Here is a 237-nt window from a genome sequence, read left to right as displayed (position 1 = left end):
CTTGCTGCCCGCGGCGCCTGGGTGGTGACCCTCAAGGGTGCGGTGCTGTACGACGCCGGCGGCTACGGCCTGCTCGGCTTCGGGCATACCCCGGAGGCGGTGCTGGAGGCGATGGCCGCCCCGCAGGTCATGGCCAACGTGAGGACGCCGAACCTCTCGCAACAGCGCTGCATCAAGGCGCTGCGCGCCGAGTGCGGGCACCGCCGTGGCGGCTGCCCGTCTGCGCGGTTCAGGTGC

General features: G+C 73.0%; 1 pseudogene. It reads left to right on the top strand.

Features of this window, described 5'->3' with window-relative positions:
* Positions 1 to 237 (top strand): annotated as a pseudogene (locus ACQG3P_RS23335) (aminotransferase class III-fold pyridoxal phosphate-dependent enzyme); the annotation flags it as partial.

Origin of the sequence: Stenotrophomonas sp. SrG (assembly GCF_050031795.1) — a bacterium.
In the GTDB taxonomy this organism is placed as follows: Bacteria; Pseudomonadota; Gammaproteobacteria; order Xanthomonadales; family Xanthomonadaceae; genus Stenotrophomonas; species Stenotrophomonas rhizophila_A.
Note: the sequence above shows the minus strand (reverse complement) of the source record. Positions and strands in the feature narration are given on the sequence as shown.